At 72.2% G+C, this 5257-nt stretch carries 3 protein-coding genes; all 3 read left to right on the plus strand.

Going from position 1 to position 5257, the window contains the following annotated elements:
* Positions 1-702, plus strand: a 702-nt coding sequence (locus DQP56_RS22445; RefSeq protein WP_234825792.1) for an NUDIX hydrolase, incomplete at its 5' end; no start/stop codon positions are given.
* 29 nt (positions 703-731) lie between these two features.
* Complete coding sequence (locus DQP56_RS22450) at positions 732-3125, plus strand: hypothetical protein (RefSeq protein ID WP_435673902.1); 2394 nt, start codon at positions 732-734, stop codon at positions 3123-3125.
* Positions 3122-5257: murein biosynthesis integral membrane protein MurJ (murJ, locus tag DQP56_RS22455; RefSeq protein WP_112689184.1), on the plus strand; the 2136-nt coding region annotated here is incomplete at its 3' end. The genes DQP56_RS22450 and murJ, both read left to right, overlap by 4 nt.

Consider the following 5257-nt stretch of genomic DNA (forward strand, 5'->3'; position numbering starts at 1 on the left):
CGACGCACTTCAGGTCCGAAAACCGGCCACACCGAGGCCGCGGCCACCGACAGCAGCGCGGCCGCGCCGACCGGCCGCCCAGCGCAGCGTCGGCCCCGCACCGCACGTCACGGGCCGGCGCGGCTACGCACCGTGCACGAGACCTCGGCCGGTGGCCTGGTCGTCGACGGCATCGACGGGCCGCGTGAGGACCAGGTCGCGGCGCTGATCGGCCGCATCGACCGCCGCGGCAGGATGTTGTGGTCGCTGCCCAAGGGTCACATCGAGGTCGGTGAGACCGCCGAGCAGACCGCGATCCGGGAGGTCGCCGAGGAAACCGGCGTTCAGGGCGACGTGCTGGCCGCCCTGGGCAGCATCGACTACTGGTTCGTCACCGAGGGCCGCCGCGTACACAAGACCGTGCACCACTACCTGCTGCGGTTCTCCGGCGGAGAACTGTGCGACGACGACGTGGAGGTCAGCGAAGTGGCGTGGGTGCCGGTCCGGGAACTGCCGTCCCGGTTGGCCTACGCCGACGAACGCCGGCTGGCGGTGGTCGCCGACGAACTGATCGACCGGCTGCAGGCCGACGGCCCGGCCGCGCTGCCGCCGCTGCCGGTGACCGCGCCGTGGCGGCGGCCGCAGACGCATTCGCGCACCCGCCACTCTCGCCCCGACGGCCGCGCACCGGACCGGAAGAACGGTCGCGGGCTGGACCCGTGATCCGCACCCGACGTAGCGGTGGGGGCAGGCTGCCCGCCTTGTCAGTGCCCCGCACGGCCGCTCGGGCGGTCGTGGCCGCCTTCCTGATGGCCCTGGGCATGGCGCTCGGCTCGGCCGCCGCCCCGCATGCCATCGCCGGCGAGCCCGGCGGAATGTCATTCGTGCAGATCCGTGTCGATCAGGTCACCCCTGAGCTCATCACCACCTCCAGCGTCCCGGTCGTCACCGTCTCCGGCACGGTGAGCAATGTCGGCGACCGGCCGGTCCGCGACGTGATGGTGCGCCTCGAGCAGGCCGGCGCCGTCGCCTCATCGGCCGGCTTGCGCACCAACCTCAGCGGCAGCAATGACCAATACCGTCCGGTGGGCCCGTTCAGCACGGTGGCGGCCGAACTGCAACGCGGCCAGGAGGTCCGCTTCACGTTGTCGGCGCCGCTGCGCTCGGCGATCCAACCGGCGTTGAGCATCGACCGTCCGGGTATCTATCCGCTGCTGGTCAACGTCAACGGCACGCCCGACTACGGCGAGCCGGCCCGCCTCGACGACGCCCGCTTTCTGCTTCCGGTGACCGGCCTGCCCAAAACCGAGGCGGACTCCGATCCGCTCTCCGGCGTCGTCGCGCCCGACACCTCCCGGCCGGTGCGGCTGACCATGTTGTGGCCGCTGGCCGACCGGCCCCGACTCACCCCCGGGGCACCCGGCGGCACCCTTCCGGTTCGGCTCACCGACGACGAGCTGGCGAGGTCGCTGGCCCCCGGTGGCCGGCTCGACGCCCTACTGTCGGCCGCCGAGTTCGCCACCAGCCCGACCGTCGACGGCGGCGGCGTCGTCAATCAGGCGCTGTGCCTGGCGATCGACCCCGACCTGTTGGTCACGGTCAACGCGATGACCCAGGGCTACCTGGTCGCCGACTCCCCCGAGGGCGCCGCGTCCCACCCGGGCACCGGCCAGGCGGCCGCCACGAGCTGGCTGGAGCGGCTGCGCCGGCTGGCACACCGCAGCTGTGTCACCGCGACGCCGTACGCGCAGGCCGACCTCGACGCCCTGGCCCGGGTCGGCGACCCCGGACTCGACGCGATCGCGGTGAGCCGGCCCTCCGACATCGTCGACCGGATCCTCCAGGTGACGTCGACCCGGGGCGCGGTCGTGCTCGGCGACGGCAAACTCACAGCCGGCGCCGCCGACCTGATCAGCGCCGAGAGCTCCGAGGGCGAAGCGGTGGTGATCACCGCCGGTGACTGTTCGGCCCAGGACTCCGCCACCGGCGCGTCGGCCACCGCCGACGTCACCCCGCGGCGGCTGTCCCCGCACCTGGTAGTCGCGCCGTATGACCCTGCCGTCGGCGCGGCATTGGCCGGCCTGGGCACCGATCCGGTGGCCCCGACCTACCTCGACAGCTCGCTGACGGTCCGGTTGCACCATGACTCCGCGCTGGCCCGCCGGCAGGACGCTCTCGGAGCGATGCTGTGGCGGGGGCTGGAAGCCCCCGATGGCCCCGACGAGCCGCGCGACCAGATTCTGATGCCCCCGGCGTACTGGAAGCCGCGGGTCGACGACGCCCAGGCCGTGCTGACCACGGTCGGCACCGCACTGCGGTCCGGGCTGGCGGTCCCGCGGCCGCTGACCGCGGTGATCGCCGAAGCGCAGGGCGTCACCGCCGCACCGGCGCATCCGCCACCGGCCGAGCAGGCGCTGGGCGGTTTCGGCCCGGATGTCATCGGCGCGGTCACCGACCACATCGGCCGGCTGTGGGCATTGACGGCGGCGCTGACCACCGACGTTCGCACCGGCCTGACCGGCGAGGCCTACACCGCGCCGCTCGCCGAGGACATGCTGCGCGCGTTGAGCCAGTCCGAGCCGCTCGACGTGCGCGGCGGCCTGGCAGCGCAGCGGCTGTCGGTCGTCGGCGACACCGTCGCGGATCTGATCGGCGCGGTCACCATCGTCAATCCGGCCGGGTCCTACACGCTGGCCACCGAGCACAGCCCGCTGCCGCTGGCGCTGCGCAACGATCTGGCGGTGCCCATCCGGGTACGGCTGCACGTCGACGCGCCGCCCGGGATGACGGTGGCCGACATGGGCGATCTGGAGCTGCCCCCGGGTTACCTGCCACTGCGGGTCCCGGTGGAGGTGCGGGTCAACCAGCACTTCGTCGTCGACGTGGCGCTGCAGACCCCGGCCGGGCTGCCGTTGGGCGAGTCGGCGCGGCTGTCGGTGCACTCGAACGCCTACGGCATGGTGCTGTTCTTTTTCACCATGACGGCGGCGGCGGCGCTCACCGTGCTGACCGGTCGCCGGCTGTGGCACCGCTTCCGCGGCCAGCCCGACCGCGCCGACTTGGATCGTCCCAGCCCACCCGACCCGAACCGCCCGCGTTCACCGGCGGCGACCGCGGGCCGCAGCAGCCGGGATGTGGACCGGTGACCGCACCGGCGCCGCAGCCCGCACGGCCGGAGCTGACCGACGCCGCCGTGGTGTCGCGGTCATGGGGAATGGCACTGGCCACCCTGGTCAGCCGGATCACCGGCTTCATCCGGATCGTGCTGCTGGCCGCCATCCTGGGCGCGGCGCTCTCGAGCGCCTTCTCGGTCGCCAACCAGTTGCCGAACCAGATCGCCGCGCTGGTGTTGGAGGCGACCTTCACCGCGATCTTCGTGCCGGTGCTGGCCCGCGCCGAACGCGACGACCCCGATGGCGGGGCCGCGTTCGTGCGGCGCCTGGTGACACTGGCCACCGCACTGCTGCTGGCGACCACCGTCATCTCGGTGGCCGCTGCGCCGCTGCTCGTCCGATTGATGCTGGGCGGCGACCCCCAGGTCAACGAACCGCTGACGACCGCGTTCGCCTATCTGCTGCTCCCCCAGGTGATCTGCTACGGGCTGTCGTCGGTGTTCATGGCAATCCTGAACACCCGCAACATCTTCGGGGTGCCGGCCTGGGCGCCGGTGGTCAACAACGTCGTCGCAATCGCCACGTTGGTCGTCTACCTGCTGGCGCCCGGCGAACTGTCGGTCGACCCGGTGCGGATGGGCAACGCCAAGCTGCTGGTGCTGGGCCTGGGCACCACGGCAGGTGTCGTGGCCCAGACCGCGGTCCTGCTGGTCGCGATCCGGCGGGAGCGGATCAGCCTGCGGCCGTTGTGGGGCATCGACGACCGGCTCAAGCGCTTCGGCGCGATGGCCGCCGCGATGGTGCTCTACGTGTTGATCAGCCAGATCGGCCTGGTGGTCACCAACCAGATCGCGGCCACCTCGGCGGCGTCCGGTCCGGCGATCTACTACTACGCCTGGCTGCTGTTGCAGCTGCCGTTCGGCATGATCGGGGTGACCGTGCTGACGGTGGTGATGCCGCGGCTGAGCCGTAATGCCGCCGCCGGCGACGATCCCGCGGTGCTCGCCGATCTGTCGCTGGCCACCCGGCTGATGATGATCACGCTGATCCCGATCGTGGCGCTGATGACCGTCGGCGGCCCGGCCATCGGCAGCGCGCTGTTCGCCTACGGCAACTTCGGTGACGTCGATGCCGGATACCTGGGTGCCGCGATCGCCATGTCGGCGTTCACCTTGATCCCCTACGCCATGGTGCTGCTGCAATTGCGGGTGTTCTACGCCCGGGAGCAACCCTGGATCCCCATCGCGATGATCGTGATCATCACCGCGGTCAAGATCGCCGCATCGGTGATGGCCCCGCACCTGACCGACAATCCCGACCTGGTGGCCGCCTACCTGGGCTTCGCCAACGGCCTGGGGTTCCTCGCCGGCGCGGCCGTCGGGCACATCCTGTTGCGGCGCGCGCTGCGGCCGGTCAGCGGCCACCTGCTGGGCCCGAACGTGGTCCGCACCATTCTGGTCACGGTGACGGCGTCACTGCTGGCGGGCCTGGTCGCCGAGGTGCTCGACCGGGTGCTCGGCCTGCGAACGCTGACCGACCACGGCGCGGCCGGATCCATGCTGCGCCTTCTGGTGCTGGCGCTGGTGATGCTGCCGATCATCGGGGCGGTCCTGGTGGGCGCTCAGGTGCCCGAAGCCGCCGCGGCGCTGGCCGCCGTGCGCCGCCGACTCGGCACCCGCCGTGCGCATATCGGCATGGCCAACCCACCGTCTCCCGAACCGGCCGTCCCGTACGCTGAGCACAACCGTTTGCCCACGCCGGGCGGGGACGCCACCAACGATCCCGGCCGGCACTCGCCCCCGGACCACATCGCCGGTGGCTGGACACCGAAAGGCACGGAGGTGGCCAACAAACCCTCGGAGGGTGCCGGGGCTGGCGCGGCGTCGCGATCGGTTGCTCCGCCGCAACCCCAGCGGCCTGTCGCCGGCTCCGCCGCCAACCCCGAGCCGGCCGACGAGGGCCAGCTGACCCCCGGTCTGAGCATCGCCGGCGGCCGCTACCGGCTGCTGGTGCGCCACGGCGGCACCCCCCTGCTGCAGTTCTGGCAGGCCCTCGACACCGCATTGGACCGGCAGGTGGCGCTGACGTTCGTCGACCCCGACCAGACCATGCCCGAAGAGCAGCTCACCACCACCGACACCCCGATGGTGACACCGAGCAGCAGC

Source organism: Mycolicibacter senuensis (assembly GCF_003284925.1).
Lineage (GTDB): Bacteria > Actinomycetota > Actinomycetes > Mycobacteriales > Mycobacteriaceae > Mycobacterium > Mycobacterium algericum_A.